The sequence below is a fragment of the Streptomyces sp. NBC_00287 genome (genome assembly GCF_036173105.1).
Lineage (GTDB): Bacteria > Actinomycetota > Actinomycetes > Streptomycetales > Streptomycetaceae > Streptomyces.
Genome location: NZ_CP108053.1, coordinates 4573118 through 4589565, shown reverse-complemented (window position 1 = coordinate 4589565; position 16448 = coordinate 4573118). Strand labels below are relative to the sequence as shown.

The 16448-nt window shown below is 68.8% G+C and carries 14 protein-coding genes and 5 tRNA genes; 8 read left to right on the top strand and 11 right to left on the bottom strand.

The genetic code is table 11. The features are described 5' to 3' along the window. Nucleotides 1-115: 115 nt before the first annotated feature. Complete coding sequence (gene bldC / locus OHT76_RS20805) at nucleotides 116-322, top strand: developmental transcriptional regulator BldC (RefSeq protein WP_003949541.1); 207 nt, start codon at nucleotides 116-118, stop codon at nucleotides 320-322. 451 nt (nucleotides 323-773) lie between these two features. Here the strand turns inward: bldC and OHT76_RS20800 are convergent, their stop codons facing one another. The 8 genes from OHT76_RS20800 to OHT76_RS20765 form a co-directional block, all read right to left on the bottom strand. Then, entirely contained in the window at nucleotides 774-989 is a 216-nt protein-coding gene (locus OHT76_RS20800) for a DUF6274 family protein (protein WP_328872358.1), read from the bottom strand. Nucleotides 990-1142: 153 nt separating this feature from the next. After that, nucleotides 1143-1217, bottom strand: a tRNA-Asp gene (locus OHT76_RS20795). Nucleotides 1218-1312: 95 nt separating this feature from the next. Further along, nucleotides 1313-5257 carry an ATP-dependent RNA helicase HrpA gene (hrpA, locus tag OHT76_RS20790; protein WP_328872357.1) on the bottom strand — a complete coding sequence of 1315 codons (3945 nt, stop codon included), beginning with the start codon at nucleotides 5255-5257 and terminating at the stop codon, nucleotides 1313-1315. An 88-nt stretch (nucleotides 5258-5345) separates the two neighbouring features. Continuing rightward, nucleotides 5346-6974 carry a hypothetical protein gene (locus OHT76_RS20785; RefSeq protein WP_328872356.1) on the bottom strand — a complete coding sequence of 543 codons (1629 nt, stop codon included), beginning with the start codon at nucleotides 6972-6974 and terminating at the stop codon, nucleotides 5346-5348. A 71-nt stretch (nucleotides 6975-7045) separates the two neighbouring features. Next, nucleotides 7046-7119: transfer RNA gene (locus tag OHT76_RS20780), tRNA-Phe, on the bottom strand. 24 nt (nucleotides 7120-7143) lie between these two features. Further along, nucleotides 7144-7218: transfer RNA gene (locus OHT76_RS20775), tRNA-Asp, on the bottom strand. A 38-nt stretch (nucleotides 7219-7256) separates the two neighbouring features. Continuing rightward, a tRNA-Glu gene (locus tag OHT76_RS20770) sits at nucleotides 7257-7329 on the bottom strand. Between the two features lie 80 nt (nucleotides 7330-7409). Continuing rightward, a complete protein-coding gene (locus tag OHT76_RS20765; RefSeq protein ID WP_328872355.1) occupies nucleotides 7410-8960 on the bottom strand; it encodes a metallophosphoesterase family protein in 1551 nt (516 codons plus the stop codon). Between the two features lie 84 nt (nucleotides 8961-9044). Here OHT76_RS20765 and OHT76_RS20760 point away from each other — a divergent pair, with 84 nt between their 5' ends. From OHT76_RS20760 to OHT76_RS20740, 5 genes are all read left to right on the top strand, one after another. Beyond that, nucleotides 9045-9395, top strand: a complete 351-nt coding sequence (locus tag OHT76_RS20760) for a metallopeptidase family protein (protein ID WP_328872354.1) — start codon at nucleotides 9045-9047, stop codon at nucleotides 9393-9395. 89 nt (nucleotides 9396-9484) lie between these two features. Then, nucleotides 9485-10015 (top strand): hypothetical protein, encoded by a 531-nt coding sequence (locus OHT76_RS20755; RefSeq protein ID WP_328872353.1) that lies wholly within the window; start codon nucleotides 9485-9487, stop codon nucleotides 10013-10015. Nucleotides 10016-10224: 209 nt separating this feature from the next. Continuing rightward, a complete protein-coding gene (locus OHT76_RS20750; protein ID WP_328872352.1) occupies nucleotides 10225-12321 on the top strand; it encodes a DEAD/DEAH box helicase in 2097 nt (698 codons plus the stop codon). 108 nt (nucleotides 12322-12429) lie between these two features. Next, the gene (locus OHT76_RS20745; RefSeq protein WP_328872351.1) at nucleotides 12430-13980 is read left to right on the top strand and encodes an amino acid permease; all 1551 of its coding nucleotides are present in this window, start codon (nucleotides 12430-12432) and stop codon (nucleotides 13978-13980) included. Nucleotides 13981-14068: 88 nt separating this feature from the next. Continuing rightward, nucleotides 14069-14141: transfer RNA gene (locus tag OHT76_RS20740), tRNA-Lys, on the top strand. Nucleotides 14142-14194: 53 nt separating this feature from the next. Here OHT76_RS20740 and OHT76_RS20735 read toward each other — a convergent pair. Then, nucleotides 14195-14671, bottom strand: coding sequence for a DUF5994 family protein (locus OHT76_RS20735; RefSeq protein WP_328872350.1), 477 nt, complete (start codon nucleotides 14669-14671; stop codon nucleotides 14195-14197). A 123-nt stretch (nucleotides 14672-14794) separates the two neighbouring features. On the opposite strand from OHT76_RS20735, the gene OHT76_RS20730 reads away from it, so the two are divergent. Then, nucleotides 14795-15046 carry a hypothetical protein gene (locus OHT76_RS20730; protein ID WP_328876583.1) on the top strand — a complete coding sequence of 84 codons (252 nt, stop codon included), beginning with the start codon at nucleotides 14795-14797 and terminating at the stop codon, nucleotides 15044-15046. A 23-nt stretch (nucleotides 15047-15069) separates the two neighbouring features. Here OHT76_RS20730 and OHT76_RS20725 read toward each other — a convergent pair whose 3' ends face one another. Then, nucleotides 15070-15468 (bottom strand): DUF5994 family protein, encoded by a 399-nt coding sequence (locus tag OHT76_RS20725; protein ID WP_328872349.1) that lies wholly within the window; start codon nucleotides 15466-15468, stop codon nucleotides 15070-15072. A gap of 237 nt (nucleotides 15469-15705) precedes the next feature. Between OHT76_RS20725 and OHT76_RS20720 the strand changes: the two genes are divergently transcribed. Beyond that, nucleotides 15706-16053, top strand: coding sequence for a hypothetical protein (locus tag OHT76_RS20720; protein WP_328872348.1), 348 nt, complete (start codon nucleotides 15706-15708; stop codon nucleotides 16051-16053). Nucleotides 16054-16064: 11 nt separating this feature from the next. Here OHT76_RS20720 and OHT76_RS20715 read toward each other — a convergent pair whose 3' ends face one another. Next, nucleotides 16065-16448, bottom strand: coding sequence for a hypothetical protein (locus tag OHT76_RS20715; RefSeq protein ID WP_328872347.1), 384 nt, complete (start codon nucleotides 16446-16448; stop codon nucleotides 16065-16067).

Genomic DNA, 16448 nt, shown 5'->3' with positions numbered 1-16448 from the left:
GCCGTTCGTCCTATAACCGACTCGACTCGCGTCCGCCATTTCGGGCAACGCGGGTCAAGGTGCAGAATTTAGAGGAAAGAACCGAGAAGGTTCGGTTCTCCCGAGGAGGCCGCTCATGACCGCTCGCACCCCTGATGCCGAGCCGCTGCTGACCCCGGCTGAGGTCGCCACCATGTTCCGTGTGGACCCGAAGACGGTCACACGGTGGGCGAAGGCCGGAAAGCTTACGTCCATCCGTACGCTCGGCGGGCACCGCCGTTACCGCGAGGCTGAGGTCCGCGCTCTGCTCGCGGGCATCCCGCAGCAGCGCAGCGAGGCCTGAACAACTTCATAGCTGGGCAAATCGGCAGGTCCCCCAACATGCCGAGGCGTCCAGAACCTACAGCTCCAAGCGACGCGGGTACTGCCCCAACAGGACCCACGCCCAAGGCTTCAGGCAACTGACAGGGTGCGTCGTAGATCGCGCTGGACTCCGCCGGGTCCAGCGCGATCTTTTTTGTGTGCGCAGCCAAGGCTTGCGGGGGGCTCTGTGTGTGGCCTTGTCGGAGCCTGGGGAGGGGTGTCGGATCTCCTGTGGATGCACCCCCGTGGGTGGTGCAATTGCACATATTAAATTGACCAGTTGTAGGTGGGGTGTAAGTACCGCGGTTTCGGAAACTCATGCGGTGACACCCGTCACATGCCAGGGAGCTTGTTGCCCTTGGCGTATGTGCGCTAGAGGAACCGCACGTTCCAGCGTCCCACGGTGGCGCGGGTGTTGAGGCCGGCGATGGTCACGCGGGGGCGGGGCTTTCCTCCCCGGACTCGACGGACTCGACGGACTCGACGGACTCGACTGGCTCGGCGGGGGCCGGCGGCGGGGAGTCCATCGCGAGCCGCAGCAGCTGATGGCAGATCGGGCAGTGCCGGGTGAGATGCCGGTAGGAGGAAGCGGCCGCCAGATGCGCACGGAGCAACGCCCGCGTCTCATGCCTAGCCGAAGCCGTCATACGCCACCTCCAGGGCCGTACGGAGAAGGGGCCCTGGTTTCTGGGTACCGACGGAATGTGACGCCGTCAAGACGGCGTGGGGCGCCTTGGGGTCGCCCGGGACGGCAAACGCAGAAGAGCCCGGGTCGTATGACCCGGGCTCTTTCATCTATGCGGTCCTGACGGGATTTGAACCCGCGGCCTCCACCTTGACAGGGTGGCGAGCACTCCAAGCTGCTCCACAGGACCAGGTTTCGCGGCGCTTATTGCTGCGTTGCGCTGCGAGAAGAGACTGTACAGGAGGGTGGGTGTCCTGGTCGAACTCACCCTCTGTGCAGGCTCCGTTACGGCGCCAGCGTGTCGATCGCCTTCACGATCCGCTTGTCCGAGACGGGGTACGCCGTGCCGAGCGCGTGGGCGAAATAGCTGACCCTCAGTTCCTCGATCATCCAGCGGATGTCGAGCACCTGCTGCGGGACCGGGCGGCCCTGGGGCATCTGCTCCAGCAGCCAGGCGTACTCGTCCTGCATCTCATGGACCTTCTCCATACGGGTCGTGTCCCGCTGGACGTTCGTCGGCATCTGCTGCAGCCGCCGGTCCGCCGCCACCAGGTACCGCATCAGGTCCGGCAGCCGCCGAATCCCCGCGGCCGTGACGAAGCCGGGCTTCACCAGCGCGTTGAGCTGCTTGCGGACGTCGGTGAGGTTTGCGAGCAGCGCCGGGCTCTGTACGGCCTTCAGACGGCGCTCACAGGCCTGCCAGGCGGCCAGCACCTGCTGCACCTGCCCCACCGCACGCACCGTCGTGTCGACGATCTCGGCGCGGACCTTGTCGTACAGCTTCCGGTACGACTCCTCGTCCCACGCCGGCCCCCCGAAGTCACCGATCAGCTTGTCCGCCGCCGCCATCGCGCAGTCGTCGAACAGGGCCTGGATCGAACCGTGCGGATTCGCCGACAGCGCCAGCTTCTGCGCGTTCGTCAGGTGGTCGCTCGCGAACTTCGCCGGGTTGACCGGGATGTTGCGCAGGAGCAGCCGCCGCGTGCCCTGCCACATCGCCTGCGCCTGCTCCGCCTCCGTGTCGAAGAGGCGTACGGAGACCGTGTCGCCGTCGTCCACCAGCGCCGGGTACGCCTTGACCGGCTGCCCGGCGCGGCGGGTCTCGAAGACCCGGGTCAGCGTGCCGATCGTCCAGTCCGTGAGGCCCTTGCGCTCCAGCGACTCGCCGCCCTCCCGGGAAGCCGTCGCCGCGGCCGCCTGGGACAGAGCCTGGCGCGCCTTCGGCTTCAGCTGGAGCTTCAGCGCCTCCAGATCCTTGTCCTCCGCCAGCTTGCGGCGGCGCTCGTCGACGATCCGGAAGGTGATGCGGAGATGGTCGGGGACCTTCGTCCAGTCGAAGTCCTCGGCCTCGAAGGGGACGCCGACCATGCGCTTGAGCTCGCGGGCCATCGTCGTCGTCAAAGGCTCCTGGAGCGGCACCGCCGTATCGAGGAACCGCTTGGCGAAGTTCGGCGCCGGCACGTAGTTACGGCGGATCGGCTTGGGCAGCGAGCGGATCAGCTCGGTGACGACCTCCTCCCGCAGCCCCGGGATCTGCCAGTCGAAGCCCTCGTCCGTGACCTGGTTGAGCACCTGGAGCGGAACCTGGACCGTCACACCGTCCGCGTCCGCGCCCGGCTCGAACTGGTACGTCACCCGGAACTTCAGCTGCCCCTGCCGCCACGAGTCCGGATAGTCGGCCTTCGTGACCGCCTCCGCCGACTCTCGGATGAGCATCTCCCGCTCGAAGTCCAGGAACTCCGGCTGCTCATGCCGCTTCCGCTTCCACCACGAGTCGAAGTGGGCGCCGGACACGACATGGTCGGGCACTCGCTGGTCGTAGAAGTCGAAGAGGGTGTCGTCGTCGACGACGATGTCCCGGCGCCGGGCGCGGTGTTCGAGTTCCTCGACCTCGCTCAGCAGCTTGCGGTTGTCGGCGAAGAACTTGTGGTGCGTGCGCCAGTCGCCCTCGACGAGCGCGTTACGGATGAAGAGCTCGCGGCTGGTCTCCGGGTCGACACGGCCGTAATTGACCTTCCGCTGCGCGACGATCGGCACGCCGTACAGCGTGACCTTCTCGTACGCCATCACCGCCGCCTGGTCCTTCTCCCAGTGCGGTTCGCTGTACGTCCGCTTCAGGAGGTGCTCGGCGAGCGGCTCGACCCACTCCGGCTCGATCTTGGCGTTGACGCGGGCCCAGAGCCGGGAGGTCTCCACCAGCTCGGCGGACATCACGAACCGGGGCTGCTTCTTGAAGAGAGCCGAGCCCGGGAAGATCGCGAACTTGGCGCTGCGCGCGCCCAGGTATTCGTTCTTGTTGCCGTCCTTCACGTCCTTCATACCGATGTGCGAGAGCAGACCGGCGAGGAGGGAGACATGGACGCTCTGGTCGGCCGCGTCCTCCTCGTTCGGATGGATGGCCATCTGCTTGGCGACCGTGCGCAGTTGGCTGTAGATGTCCTGCCACTCACGGATCCGCAGGAAGTTCAGGTACTCCTGCTTGCACATGCGCCGGAAGGAGGAGGATCCGCGCTCCTTCTGCTGCTCGCGGATGTAACGCCACAGATTCAGATAGGCGAGGAAGTCGCTGGTCTCGTCCTTGAAGCGGGCGTGCTGCTGATCGGCCTGGGCCTGCTTGTCGGCGGGGCGCTCGCGCGGGTCCTGGATGGACAGCGCGGCGGCTATCACCATGACCTCGCGGACACAGCCGTTCCGGTCGGCCTCCAGGACCATCCGGGCCAGCCGCGGGTCGACGGGCAGCTGGGCCAGCTTGCGGCCGGTGTCGGTGAGCCGCTTGCGTACGTCCTTCTGCGCCGGGTCCAACGCGCCCAGTTCCTGGAGGAGTTGGACGCCGTCGCGGATGTTGCGGTGGTCCGGCGGGTCGATGAAGGGGAACTTCTCGATGTCGCCGAGACCGGCGGCGGTCATCTGGAGGATGACGGAGGCGAGGTTCGTACGGAGGATCTCGGCGTCCGTGAATTCCGGGCGGGCGACGAAGTCGTCCTCGGCGTACAGCCGGATGCAGATGCCGTCGGACGTACGGCCGCAGCGGCCCTTGCGCTGGTTGGCGCTGGCCTGGCTGATCGGCTCGATGGGCAGCCGCTGGACCTTGGTGCGGTGGCTGTAGCGGGAGATACGGGCGAAGCCGGGGTCGATGACGTACTTGATCCCGGGGACGGTCAGCGAGGTCTCGGCGACGTTGGTCGCCAGAACGATCCTGCGCCCGGTGTGCTGCTGGAAGACGCGATGCTGCTCGGCGTGCGAGAGCCGGGCGTAGAGGGGCAGCACCTCGGTGAACCGGTATTTCTTCTTTTCGAGGGCGTCGGCGGTGTCCCGGATCTCCCGCTCCCCCGAGAGGAAGACGAGGATGTCGCCCTTCCCCTCGGCCTGGAGCTCCTCCACGGCGTCGCAGATCGCGGTGATCTGATCGCGGTCGGAGTCGTCGGAGTCCTCTTCGAGGAGCGGCCGGTACCGCACCTCGACCGGATACGTCCGCCCGCTGACCTCGATGATCGGCGCGTCCCCGAAGTGCCGGGAGAACCGCTCGGGATCGATGGTGGCGGAGGTGATGACGACCTTGAGGTCGGGCCGCCTCGGCAGCAACTGCGCGAGATAGCCGAGCAGGAAGTCGATGTTCAGGGACCGCTCGTGGGCCTCGTCGATGATGATCGTGTCGTAGGCGCGCAGCTCGCGGTCGGTCTGGATCTCCGCGAGCAGGATGCCGTCCGTCATCAGCTTGATGAAGGTGGCGTCCGGGTTCACCTGGTCGGTGAAGCGGACCTTCCAGCCGACGGCCTCACCGAGGGGCGTGTTCATCTCCTCGGCCACGCGCTCGGCGACCGTACGGGCGGCGATACGGCGGGGCTGGGTGTGCCCGATCATGCCGCGGACGCCACGCCCGAGCTCCAGACAGATCTTCGGGATCTGGGTGGTCTTACCGGACCCGGTCTCACCGGCGACGATGACGACCTGATGATCGCGGATGGCGGCCGCGATCACGTCCTTCTTCTGGCTGACGGGCAGCTGCTCGGGATACGCGACGGCCGGCACACGGTCACGCCGCGTGCTCATCCGCTCCTCGGCCTTCACGACCTCGGCCTCGATCTCGGCGAGAACGGCGGCCCGGGCCTCCGGCTTGCGGATCTTGCGCGCACCTTCGAGCCGCCGCCCGAGCCGCTGCGCATCACGCAGGGACAACTCGGTCAGACGGGGGGCGAGGGCGCCGAGGGCGGGGGCAGGGTGCGTAGACATACGCGGTCCAGGATCTCATCCCGTACAAAGAAGGGGCGAACGCTTTTGCACCAGCGCCCGCCCCGCCCCCTCACCTACGCCGTGTGCGTCACCGCACGTCGACGTAGTCCTCCATGCCGCTGCCCACGAAGTGCTGGGTGTCGGGATACAGGTGGACCGGCACCCAGGTGCCGTCCTCCTGGGCCGTGAAGCCCTTGCTGAAGGAGCCGCTCGTCGTCGTGGTGACGGTGGCCATCAGGTACCAGGTGGTCTCGCCCTTGGGCCGGAAGAGGATCTGCACCTTCTTGCCGCCGTAGGCCTTCCAGGTGGAGGTGTCCACCTTGCGCTCCTGGAGGACGCCCTTCACGGTGATCGTCCGGCCCTTGGACACCGGCTCGGGGGACGCGTTGGCGTCCTTGATCCGGGTGAGGGCACGGGTCTTGCGCACGCTCTTGCTGACCGTGCCCTTGATGTCCTGGGTGGTGGACCCGGCGTAGCGCAGTCGCCAGTAGCCGTCGGTGTAGCCCGGCAGCCGCTCGACGATGAACTGCGAGCCGAAGCTGGTCTTCACCGTCTTCTTCGTGGTCCAGCCGCTCGTGCCGTCGGCCGAGTACTGGATCTGGACGTCGACCTGGGCGCTGCTTTCGTGCCCGATCACATCGAGGCTGCCGGTGACCTCCAGCTGCGCGTACCTGTCCATCCGCGCCGTGAACTCCGTGAACTTCGTGGTGGCCGTGACCGCGACGGTGACGTCGGCGGTGGCGGTGCGCTGGATCCACGGGTTGTACGGGTACGGCGGGAAGGCCACCTCGTAGACGGACTTCTTGCCGTACGGGTAGCGCACGAAGGAGAAGCGGCCGTTCGCGTCGGTGGTCGACTCGACGGGACTGCAGGTGGTGCAGTCCTTGTAGTCCATCTCCAGCGGGATGCCGGACAGCGGCTTCCACTCGGTGCCGCTCTGGTACTGGAGCGTGCCGGTCACCCTGATCTTGTCGCCGGCGGTGACGTGGTAGCTGCTCTTGTCGAGGACGAAGCGGGTCGGCGCCCTCTGGGGCGTGATGTCGACCCAGGGGACGGTGGCGTATCCCAGGTCACCGTTGTACGTGGCCCAGGCCCAGCCGCCCTCCGTCAGCCGATGGGAGAGGGCGAAGTGACCGGACTCGTCCGTCACCGCGCTCGTCTCGCCGTTCTGGCCGAGCCGGAGGTCCACGGTGGCGCCGGGCAGCGGCACCGTCTCGCGGGTGCTGGGGTCCCGGACGACCAGGTCGCCGGCGGCGGTGACCGTCTTGTTCTCGATGGTCGGCGCGGTGGGCGTGACCGAGAAGGCGCTGATGACCGGCTGCTTCCGGTAGCGCAGGGTGCCCGCGTTCTTCTGGACGGTGGTCTCGCCCGCCGTGTTCCTGGCCTCGATGTCGACCGTGTAGTCGCCGAGGGTGTCCAGATGGATGGGCTGGGAGGACCAGACGCCCTCCCACGCACTGACGTAGTACGTCTGCTCGAAGTCGGTGACCGTGGCGACCGGTGTATCCGACTCGGCGCTGCCGACGGGCCGCAGTGACGCGGTGATCCTGTCGATTTCGCCGCTGTAGTTCAGGCGTACGTCGAGGACCGACCAGTCGGCCTGGTCGCTGTGCGCCTCTTTGACCGTGGGTCCGGCGGCATGGGCCGTGCCGGGTACGGCGAGCGTGGAGAACAGGACGGCGGCAGCCGTCACCAGCCCTCTCGTGATGCGTCTCAAGAACCCCCCTCAGGCTCTCAGTGAGCGACGAAAACCCCCACCGGTTGCCCGATGGGGGTTTTCGTACTGAGTGGCTGGGGCCGGGGTCGAACCGGCGACCTATCGCTTTTCAGGCGATCGCTCGTACCAACTGAGCTACCCAGCCACGAGGCTTCCGAGGAAACCTCAGCGGTCCTGACGGGATTTGAACCCGCGGCCTCCACCTTGACAGGGTGGCGAGCACTCCAAACTGCTCCACAGGACCAAGCTGTTGCGTACGACAGTGTCGCACACCGTACTGCGTGCCCCCAACGGGATTCGAACCCGTGCTACCGCCTTGAAAGGGCGGCGTCCTAGGCCGCTAGACGATGAGGGCTATCGGCCCGCCTGGGCGCTTCGCAGCGCGTCGGGGACGTGAGAAGCATATGGGATGGCGGGAGGGATCGCCAAAACGGTTTAGGGGGAGGCCGGTGCGGAGGGCGTACCGCCCGGCTGGTTCTCCTCCGGGAGGTGTCGGCTGACCTCGGCCGTCGTCAGGCCCAGGCCGCCCAGTTCGATCTCGTCCCAGGCCTGGAGGCGCTTGGTGTCCCGGTCGAAGTAGAGGATCGAGGTCTCGATGGGGTCCGGGTACTTGCCTTCGATCGCTCGTAGCCCGCTGCCGCCCGTCGAGCCTTCGATGCGCAGGCGGGTGCCCTGCTCCAGGACCTCCATCTCGTCGTGGTGGAGGTGGCCCGCCAGGACCAGGGGCACCTCGCCGTCCACCTCGCGCGCCGCCGACGGTTCGTGGGCGATCGCCACGTCCACCGGGGTCCCGGCCGCCCGCTGGTCGCGCAGGGCCGAGGCGAGCCGGGCGCCGGCCAGTTCCTGGGAGGCCTCGGCGCCCGGTTTGTTCGTGCGGTCGGGGGTGAACTGCGGGTCGCCGATCCCGGCGAAGCGCAGGCCCGCGACGGTCGTGGCGCGGCCCTCGTCCAGGACGTGCACGTTGTCGAGGTCTTCCAGGTACCGCTGGGTGAGCATCGAGTCGTGGTTGCCGCGGACCCAGACATAGGGCGCGCCGAGGTCCTCGATCGGGTCCAGGAAGCCGTTCTCGGCGGCCGAGCCGTGGTCCATGGTGTCGCCGGAGTCGACGATCACATTGACCTGGTACTGCTCCACCAGCGACGCGATGATCTTCCAGCTCGCCGGGTTGAGGTGGATGTCCGACACGTGCAGGACGCGGATCGTGGTCGGGTCGGGCTGGTAGGCGGGGAGGGTGGAGGTGGCGTCGTACAGCTTGGTCACGTTGGTCACCAGGCGGGCCAACTCCTTTTGGTAGACGTCGAATTCGGTGACGATGCTGCGGGCGTCGCCGACCAGGGAGGGGGCCGAGGAGAGCAGTCCGGAGAACTTCGGTTCCAGGACCGAGTTCGGGTTCCAGGTGGCGGCTGCCGTGCCGCCGGAGGCGGCGAGCAGGGTGAGGGCGAGGCCGCCGGCGGCCAGGGCGCGGCGGGGGCGGCGGTAGACGGCGAGGCCGAGTGCGGTGGCGCCCGCGACGACGGCGACGCACGAGCGGATGGCCAGGTCACGGGTGCCGTGGGCGACGTCGTCGGCGACCTCGTCCTGGAGTCCGGAGAGGCGCTCGGGGTGGTCGACGAGGGCTTGGGCGCGCTCGGGGTCGAGCTGGTCGACGTTGACGTCCAGGCGGACCGGGGCGACATGGCTGTCGAGCTGGAGGGCGCCGAGCGGGGAGACGTTGATCTTCGTGCCGCCGCTGACGGACGGGCGCAGGGTCATCGTGGTGTTCATGGGCCCGACGGACACGCGCACATTGCCGACGATGAGCAGGCCGAGCCAGGCGCCGAGCAGCACGACCGTGACCAGGCCGAGGGCGCGGCCCCAGGGGTGGGGCTGCGGGACGAGCTGGATCGTGCTGGGTGCTTGGCGGGCGCGGTAGTGGCGCGTCAGGGCGCGCGGGGCCCTTCGTATCCGGTTGGTGGCGGTGAGGACTGCGGCGGGGACGCGGGCCATTGGTCCCGTATGCCCAAGTGCGGGGGTGGATATGCCGGGCGTCGGCGGCTCTCGTACGGGCGTCTTGTACCGGACAATGGGCCTGTGCTGGAGATGACGCGCGAGGAGTTCGAGGAACTGGTCGCCGAGGCGCTGGACCGGATTCCGCCGGAGCTGACGCGGCTGATGGACAACGTCGCGGTGTTCGTCGAGGACGAACCGCCGACCGACGATCCCGAGCTGCTCGGGCTGTACGAGGGGACGCCGCTGACGGACCGGGGTGAGTGGTACGCGGGTGTGCTGCCGGACCGGATCACGATCTACCGGGGGCCGACGCTGCGCTACTGCGAGTCGCGGGAGGACGTGGTCGCGGAGACCGAGGTGACGGTCGTGCACGAGATCGCGCATCACTTCGGGATCGACGACGCCCGGCTGCACGCACTCGGGTACGGGTGAGCGCCCGCTGATACGGGTCGCGTGTCCTCTTGTGGGCGGGGGGAGTTGGGGAGGTTGACTCCTTCATCCTCCACCGGAGGTGGCTGCCCGTGCGCCCCTTGTACGTACCCGTCCGTCTGGCCGCCACGGTGATGGCCGTCGCCGCTGCCGCCGGCTGTATGAGCGTGGGTGACGACGGTGCCGGCCCGGGTGCGAAGCCGTCGCACTCCGCGGGGCAGCGGGGTGGGGAGGCGCCGGACGGCGGCTCTGCGGTGTCCGGCGGCGGCAGTGGGTACGGGGCCGCGGCGGCGGACGGCAAGCGGGGGCAGGGCAAGGAGAAGGGGAAGTCCGAGGGCGGGGAGTCGGCGTCGCCGTCGGCATCCGCGTCGGCCGAACCGAGCGGAGGCGCTCCCGCGCAGGACAAGCCGGGGAAGACGGAGAGGCCCACCGAGCCTCCCGAGCCGACGAAGGCGCCGCCGACCCCGACGCGCCCGGCGGAACCGACGCCGACGCCTACGCCCCCGGAGCCGACGCCCACACCCACGCCGACGGCCGCCGAGCCCTCGTCCTCGGCGCACGGGGAGGCGGGGCCGCAGATGCTGCAGCGGGAGCCGGCGCCGGAGGCAGGGTCGCCGGTGTGAGCTACGTCTAACGGGCTCGGTTTGCCTTCGGGGGTGGTGGGTGCGTATGGTTATAGATCGTTTGATTCATTTGCCCGGCGCCACAGAAGAGCGCGCCGTGTGGCGCGTTCTCTCCCTTGCCGTGGCTGACCGCATAGAGGCGGTCGTATTGCGAAATCACGGAGTTGACGGGCGCGTGCCGACGAGACTCCGGAAGGTTTCGCTTACGCATGTCCATTTCCAGTTCTGATCACATCGTCCTGCCCGAGAACAGCGAGAACGAGGCTCTTGAGCCCGTCGAGGCCGTCGAGGAGACCCCCGAGGTCACCTTCGCGGACCTCGGTCTCCCCGAGGGCGTCGTGCGCAAGCTCGCGCAGAACGGCGTGACCACCCCCTTCCCGATCCAGGCCGCGACCATCCCGGACGCCCTGGCCGGCAAGGACATCCTCGGCCGTGGCCGTACCGGCTCCGGCAAGACCCTCTCCTTCGGTCTGCCGACCCTGGCCACGCTGGCCGGCGGTCGCACCGAGAAGCACAAGCCGCGCGCCGTCATCCTCACCCCGACGCGTGAGCTCGCCATGCAGGTGGCCGACGCGCTCCAGCCGTACGGCGACGTCCTCGGCCTCAAGATGAAGGTCGTCTGCGGCGGCACGTCCATGGGCAACCAGATCTACGCCCTCGAGCGCGGCGTCGACGTCCTCGTCGCCACGCCGGGCCGACTGCGCGACATCATCAACCGCGGCGCCTGCTCCCTCGAGAACGTCCAGATCGCCGTCCTCGACGAGGCCGACCAGATGTCCGACCTGGGCTTCCTGCCCGAGGTCACCGAGCTGCTCGACCAGGTCCCGGCCGGCGGTCAGCGGATGCTGTTCTCGGCCACCATGGAGAACGAGATCTCCACGCTGGTCAAGCGCTACCTGAGCAACCCGGTCACGCACGAGGTCGACAGCGCCCAGGGCAACGTCACGACCATGTCGCACCACATCCTGATCGTGAAGCCCAAGGACAAGGCGCCGGTCACGGCCGCGATCGCCTCCCGCAAGGGCCGCACGATCATCTTCGTGCGCACCCAGCTGGGTGCCGACCGTATCGCCGAGCAGCTCTGCGACTCCGGTGTGAAGGCCGACGCGCTGCACGGCGGTATGACGCAGGGCGCACGTACCCGCGTGCTGGAGGACTTCAAGAAGGGCTACGTCAACGCCCTCGTCGCCACCGACGTCGCCGCCCGCGGTATCCACGTCGACGGCATCGACCTGGTGCTGAACGTGGACCCGGCCGGTGACCACAAGGACTACCTGCACCGTGCAGGGCGTACGGCTCGCGCGGGCCGCACCGGCACCGTCGTGTCGCTGTCCCTGCCGCACCAGCGCCGCCAGATCTTCCGTCTCATGGAGGACGCGGGCGTCGACGCCGGGCGTCACATCATCCAGGGCGGCGCCGCCTTCGACCCGGAGGTCGCCGAGATCACCGGCGCCCGTTCGATGACCGAGGTGCAGGCCGAGTCCGCGGGCAACGCCGCGCAGCAGGCCGAGCGTGAGGTCGCCCACCTGAACAAGCAGCTGGAGCGTGCGCAGCGGCGCGCGTCCGAGCTGCGCGAGGAGGCCGACCGCCTCGTCGCCCGGGTCGCCCGCGAGCGCGGCGAGGACCCGGAGGCCGCGGTGGCCGAGGCGCAGGCGGCGGCCGCGGCGGAGATCGCCGTGCCGGAGCAGCCGGTGGCGCAGGACGTGGAGCGCGTCGAGCGTCGCGACAACGACCGTGGCGGTTTCCGCCGGGACGACCGTCGTGACGACAACCGTGGTGGCTTCCGTCGCGACGAGCGTCGGGACGACCGTGGTGGCCGTTCCTTCGAGCGTCGTGACGACAACCGTGGTGGCGGGCGTTCGTTCGAGCGTCGTGACGACAACCGTGGTGGTGGCCGTTCCTTCGAGCGTCGCGACGACAACCGCAGTGGCGGTTTCCGCCGGGACGACCGTGGTGAGCGTCGGGACGACCGTGGTGGCCGTTCCTTCGAGCGCCGTGACGACAACCGTGGTGGTGGGCGTTCGTTCGAGCGCCGTGACGACAACCGTGGTGGCGGCTTCCGTCGCGACGACCGTCCGGCCCGTTCCTTCGACCGGCGTGACGAGCGCGGTGGGCACCGCGGCAGCGACCGTCCCTTCAACCGGGACCGTCAGGGCGACCGCCCGGGCTTCCGCGCCGGCGGCCACGACCGCCCGAGCCACGACCGCCCCAGCCACGAGCGTCCGTCCGGCCGTCGTGACGACCACCGCGGTGGCGGTTCCTTCCAGCGCCGCGAGGACAAGCCGCGCTGGAAGCGCAACGGCTGACGCTGAGGCGTAGCAGCTTGAAGGGCCCGCACGATTTCGGTCGTGCGGGCCCTCTTTTTAGCCATCCGTGACGCATGTCGTAGGCCCCACGAGGGAATCGCTGGGGACATGACAGATGACGCCATAGCGAGCGGGCCGTCGGACGGACAACTCTCCGACGAAGAGCGGCTGGCCCAGCTCGGCTACACGCAGGTTCTCGCCCGCCGGATGTCGGCGTTCTCCAACTACGCGGTCTCCTTCACGATCATTTCGGTTCTGTCGGGCTGTCTGACGCTGTATCTGTTCGGCATGAACACCGGCGGCCCGGCGGTGATCACCTGGGGCTGGGTCGCGGTCGGTCTGATGACGCTGTTCGTCGGTCTCGCGATGGCCGAGATCTGCTCGGCGTACCCGACGTCGGCCGGTCTGTACTTCTGGGCCCACCGGCTCGCCCCGCCCCGGACCGCGGCCGCCTGGGCCTGGTTCACGGGCTGGTTCAACGTGCTGGGCCAGGTCGCGGTGACCGCCGGCATCGACTTCGGCGCCGCGTCCTTCCTCGGCGCGTATCTGAACCTCCAGTTCGACTTCGAGGTCACCCCCGGCCGCACGATCCTGCTGTTCGCCGGGATCCTGGTCCTGCACGGTCTGCTGAACACCTTCGGCGTGCGGATCGTCGCGCTGCTGAACAGCGTGAGCGTGTGGTGGCACGTCATCGGGGTCGCGGTCATCGTCGGCGCCCTGACCTTCGTACCGGACGAACACCAGTCCGCGTCCTTCGTCTTCGGTGAGTTCGTGAACAACACGGGCTGGGGGAGCGGGGTGTACGTAGTCCTGATCGGCCTGCTGATGGCCCAGTACACCTTCACCGGCTACGACGCCTCCGCCCATATGACGGAGGAGACCCACGACGCGTCCACGGCGGGCCCGAAGGGCATCGTGCAGTCCATCTGGACGTCGTGGATAGCGGGATTCGTGCTGCTGCTGGGCTTCACCTTCGCGATCCAGTCGTACGACGGCGCCCTCACGTCCCCGACCGGCGCGCCGCCCGCCCAGATCCTCCTCGACGCGCTCGGCGCGACCGCGGGCAAGCTGCTGCTCCTGGTCGTGATCGGGGCGCAGTTGTTCTGCGGGATGGCGTCGGTGACGGCCAACAGCCGCATGATCTACGCCTTCTCGCGCGACGGCGCACTGCCGTTCTCGCACATCTGGCACACGGTGAGCCCGCGCACCCGCACGCCGGTCGCGGCGGTCTGGCTGGCGGCCGGCGGGGCCCTGCTCCTGGGCCTGCCGTATCTGATCAATGTCACGGCCTACGCGGCGGTGACCTCGATCGCGGTGATCGGCCTCTACATCGCCTACGTCATCCCGACATTGCTGCGGCTGCGCAAGGGCGAGGCCTTCGAGCGGGGGCCCTGGCACCTGGGGCGCTGGTCCACGGCGATCGGCGTGGTGGCGGTGGCGTGGGTCGGCGTGATCACGGTCCTGTTCATGCTGCCGCAGGTCTCCCCCGTCACCGCGGAGACCTTCAACTACGCCCCGGTCGCCGTCCTGGTCGTCCTCGGCTTCGCCGCCACCTGGTGGTGGGCCTCGGCCCGGCACTGGTTCCTCAACCCCGAGCACGAACGCACGCTCGCCCGCGAGGCGGCCCGCGCCGGAGCACCCGAACCGGTCGATCCGTAACCCTTCACCCACCGGACGCGGCCGTGTCCCCGATACCCGATCGGAGACACGGCCACGTCCGGCTATGCTCGTGGGGGCAACATCGCCTGGGCCCTTAGCTCAATTGGCAGAGCAGTGGACTTTTAATCCATTGGTTGTGGGTTCGAGTCCCACAGGGCCTACAACGGAGCCCCAGTTCAGAGTGGATCTGAACTGGGGCTCGTGGCGTTTGCGGCTATCCCGCTCGGTCGGTGCCGGTGTCGATGAGGATCTGTTCGGCCTGCGTCGCGCTGTCCGCTCGGACGGCCTCGGCCATGGCGGCGCGCGCGGCGTCGGGCGTCGCGTGCGGCGGGATCACGAGGAGGGAGAAGAGATCCTGCTCGCCCCGCGTGATGAGGACGGTGTCGTCGCCGATCGGAGAGGAGTCGATGTGGACGACACGGTCGTCGATGGTCATCCGTGTCGGCAGCTCTTCCCAGGCGTCGGCGTCCAGGCCGACGCGCGTGACCGGCCCGAGGTACTCGGTCAGTGCGGTGATCAGGCTGGGAAGCTCGGCCGCGATGTCGCGGGAACGTGGCCACCACGCCCCGTCGAGCACTCCCCGCCGGTCGTGTGTCGTCTCCAGCCGTACGACCGCCGTCCCGGGCCCCACATCCTGGTATATGGCGTCCGGCAGGGGCCTGGTCACACGCGGGGAATCGGAGTCGGACATCGCCTCACCTGCCTGCCGCGCATGAGGAGACCGAGTGGCTTCCTCGTTTTCACGGTACTCCCTGACCTAGAGTGAATGATCCGCTCCGTCTCACCCACCGGGACGTCGAACTTCGAGGTGACCATGCAGTCCACGGAAACACCTCCGGACGGGCACGCCGAGGTCCGTATCGTCGCCGCCTCCCCCGAGGTCGCCCGCCGTGTCGCTGAGGTTCTCCGCCGTTGCTTCGCCGCCACTGAGCAGCGCAGCTATCCCGCGGGCGCCGAAGGTGGCACCCGTCTCGTCCTCACCGTGGACACCACTCGGGCGGCAGAACCGGCACGGTCCTGGCTGGAGACCAGTCAGTCCGCGGAAGACGGCCGCCGAGGGAAGTGAGACGGCGGGTGGGTCGCGTCGCGTTACGCGGGTCCGTCCGCCGCGGCCGCCATGATCGGTTCCGCGGCCTCCTCAGTCGTGGCGGGCGGCACAACCAGCAGGTCCCAGCGTCCCTGGCCGGGCGAGAGCAGGACGATGGTGTGCGCGGCGGACGCCGTGGGGGTCCTGCGCAGTCGTACGACATGGTTGGCGACGAGCATCCGGCCGGGCACCGCGGACCAAGTCGCCCCGTTGACGGTGACGCTGGTGATGTGGCCCCACATGCGCGGCAACCCGACGAGCAGCTGGGGGAGTTCGGCGAGCAGGTCGTACGAACGGGGCCACCACGCTCCGTCGATGGCACGCGGTATACCGCCCTGGGGTGCCAGGCGCAGCCGCAGGAGCGGATGGGAGGGAAGCGGGGGTTGCAGGGCGGTGGTCACGAGAAGCTCCTGTCGATCGCCGTGCGGCGGAGGAACGTGGCTCCTCGGCCCGTATCCCGAATTCCGGCATACGAAAGGCCTCCGTCTTCTGCACCGTACTCCTGCCTGTGTAACAACCGCGTCTGCTCACGAGCGGCAGTGCGTTGACATGGGCCGGTACCGGACGTTGACTGGCGATACGGCTCAGAGCCATGCCGCTCCGGAAATCCGGCACAACGCACAGGAAAGCGGCACTTGATGATGTACGACCAGACACGCGCTCAGCAGCCTGCGGGCCAGTCCCAGGGCGCCGCAGCGCGCCGCGCCCCGGGCCCGGAACCGCTGGTCCCGTCGGACGAGCGGGAAAAGATCGTCCAGCGCCTCGGACGGGCCCTCAACACGTTCCCCGACACTCCGCGTCAGTCGCTGGAGGAAGCCGAAGGCGCCTTCGACGAAGCGATCGCCCAGCTCATGGAGGCCCTCGCCGAACAGCGGCGTGCCCTCCACGAGGGCTGGCAGGACCAGGATCCCGAAACGCACTCCGCCGAACTCCACCTCGCGCTGAGGCAGTACCGGGAGATCACCCAGCGGCTGCTCCGCCTCTGAATTTCAGGGGATCAGAGGGACGGGAGCGCCTCGGCCAGCGCCGCCACCGCCGCCGCCAGCGGGGCGACCGGCTCGGCGAAGGCTGTCAGGCGGTCCAGGGCCCGGCGGACCACCCCGGGCTCGGGGGCGCTCTCGTCCAGTTCCTCGCGGAGCCTGCGCAGCTCCGCCCGCGGGGAGTCCTGGTCGGGGAGGTCGGTGCGGTTTTCGTCCAGGAGGCGTTCGATGAGGGACAGGTGGTCGTGGATCATCGTGCGCTGGTCGGCCGTCAACGACTGGAACGAGATCTGGCCCGCGATGGCCTGTGCGCCGGGGCCCACCGCCTGATTCGCGACCTGGCTCTGGCCGCCGTACTGCTGGACGCCGAAGTTCGTGTTCTCGGAGGGCTGCTGGGGCAT